The organism is Candidatus Poribacteria bacterium, from assembly GCA_021295715.1.
GTDB lineage: Bacteria > Poribacteria > WGA-4E > WGA-4E > WGA-3G > WGA-3G.
Genome location: JAGWBV010000163.1, coordinates 1 through 1,734, shown reverse-complemented (window position 1 = coordinate 1,734; position 1,734 = coordinate 1). Strand labels below are relative to the sequence as shown.

Below are 1,734 nucleotides of genomic sequence, written 5' to 3'. Positions count from 1 at the left end.
TATGTCAAGTAAAATCGTAAAAAAATCACACTTTTTTGCCGAAATTCGCTGTTTTTTTTGAAAATGCTCAATTTTTTTGGAGTGGTATCGTAGGATTGGGCAGAAATTGGGGCAAAATCCGGGAAAAACCGCGAGAAAACGCGCGTCCACTGCTGACGATTTCGCTCTGATTACTTGTCATATTTTCTCCTGTTTTCCGTGCGATGTCCAAACCCAGCCGAGACTGAACCGAAAACCTGCGTGTAAGCGTAGCGGAACGCAGCCCAGAAGCCCATGCAAGCGAACGCGCCCAACCGCCAATGACCCAAACCCAGCCCAAAACGAACCAAGAACCGACACACCACACACCACCCCCTGCTTAACCTGTCTTTCGTATTGCTTTCTGACGTGGACGCGGTATTTGTTTCCGAATGGATTGATGACAAGGTTCTCCGAAATGCTTTGCGGCATGTGGTGTGCGTTTGCCGTATTCCCGGCAATAAGCACGGCACACATTACCCGTGATGCACCTTCGTTACGGTTCGGGGATGGGTTCGACAGTAATAATACCGCGGTACTGGTTACAATTATGGGAACGCTTATAAGTCCCGTTGGGGAGGCATGTCCAAGAATCCCACGCTTGCAAATGGAACCGTTTCACGAGCGTGAGCTTCACGGACTTCGCGGTATAACCGGAAATGGGACCGGTATCGTGAGAGAGGACTTCGCCCTCGCGATTGTAGCGTGTGTGGGTGTATCGGAAATGGAGGAGTCGGTTTTTTTTATTCAATTGTTTCGTCAATGGGTAGTGATATTTCCGTAATCCAGGGCAAGACGTTCCAGAGTCGGTCCCACCAGCTGCGCGTCAGGAGTAATGTAAGTTTTGTGCTACAAACGCGGTAATTGGATTCTGCGTCTTCAAATTTCGCTTTGAAGGTGTCGCGCTGTTTCCGGGCTTCTTCGGCTGCTGCTTTGAAGGTATCGCGTTCCTTTCTCAGCGATTTTACTTGCGCATCGTATTTATTGCAGACATCTGTTTCGGCGTGTAGGAGCTTCTCAAATTCATCACGTTGTTCGGTGAGTTCGGTCTTCTCCTGTTTCAATTCGTCTTGAGCGGTCTGGAGTTCATCAATCCGTTGCTTGATGTGGCCGAGAGTGTTGGGAACACCGAGGGCGGATGCAATCTCATTGATTCGATCGCTGTGTTGTACGGTAAGTTGATTCTTCTGTGATTCCAAGTCGTCGCACGTGTCTGTGAGTTCTGAAACCTGCCCTTCTAACCGCGCCTTCGCTTCGGTGAGGCGTTTATTCTCTTTGTGGACGTTGAAGTGTCCGAGTTCGGATTTGAGGGAAATCTCAATGAGTTTCGCTCGTGAGATACCAAGTGCATTCGCCTTTTCGTCGAGTTCTAACCGTAATTTCCTCTCAACATCACTGGAGATTCTTTCTTTTCTCATGCGGTTATTCCTTTCGTTAATTAACGATGCTCGATGCGGGTTGGGAGACCCAACCCCTACGGTCGGCAGACTGCCGGTGTGTCTATCCTCAGTCACCGCGATTGCATGCCTCGATAACCGATGGCGATGTGCCCTGAATTGGATATGGAGATGTCGGGTGCAGGTGCTGCTGGCGCGCTTCTTTCTCGCAGCGGGGGCAGTACAGAGTAACCGCTTCACTGCCAAGATCGGAGGATGCTGTGTATGGGACTTTCCCGTGTTTGGGGCAATTGACCATTATATCGTGAACAGTAACTTT

Annotated in this window: 3 protein-coding genes; 1 reads left to right on the top strand and 2 read right to left on the bottom strand. The window is 49.6% G+C overall.

The features are described from left to right. Positions 1-514 precede the first annotated feature (514 nt). Both J4G07_22375 and J4G07_22370 read right to left on the bottom strand, forming a co-directional pair. A complete protein-coding gene (locus J4G07_22375) occupies positions 515-769 on the bottom strand; it encodes a hypothetical protein (GenBank protein MCE2416730.1) in 255 nt (84 codons plus the stop codon). After that, on the bottom strand, positions 762-1,436 hold the full coding sequence (locus tag J4G07_22370; protein ID MCE2416729.1) for a hypothetical protein: 675 nt from the start codon (positions 1,434-1,436) through the stop codon (positions 762-764). The genes J4G07_22375 and J4G07_22370 overlap by 8 nt, the downstream gene beginning before the upstream one ends. Here J4G07_22370 and J4G07_22365 point away from each other — a divergent pair. Continuing rightward, positions 1,435-1,734 (top strand): hypothetical protein (locus tag J4G07_22365; protein MCE2416728.1); only part of this gene is annotated, 300 nt, incomplete at its 3' end. The genes J4G07_22370 and J4G07_22365 overlap by 2 nt on opposite strands.

Coding starts and splice junctions, on each gene's coding strand:
- J4G07_22370 (MCE2416729.1), bottom strand. CDS start 1,436: ATGAGAAAAGAAAGAATCTCCAGTGATGTTGAGAGGAAATTACGGTTA.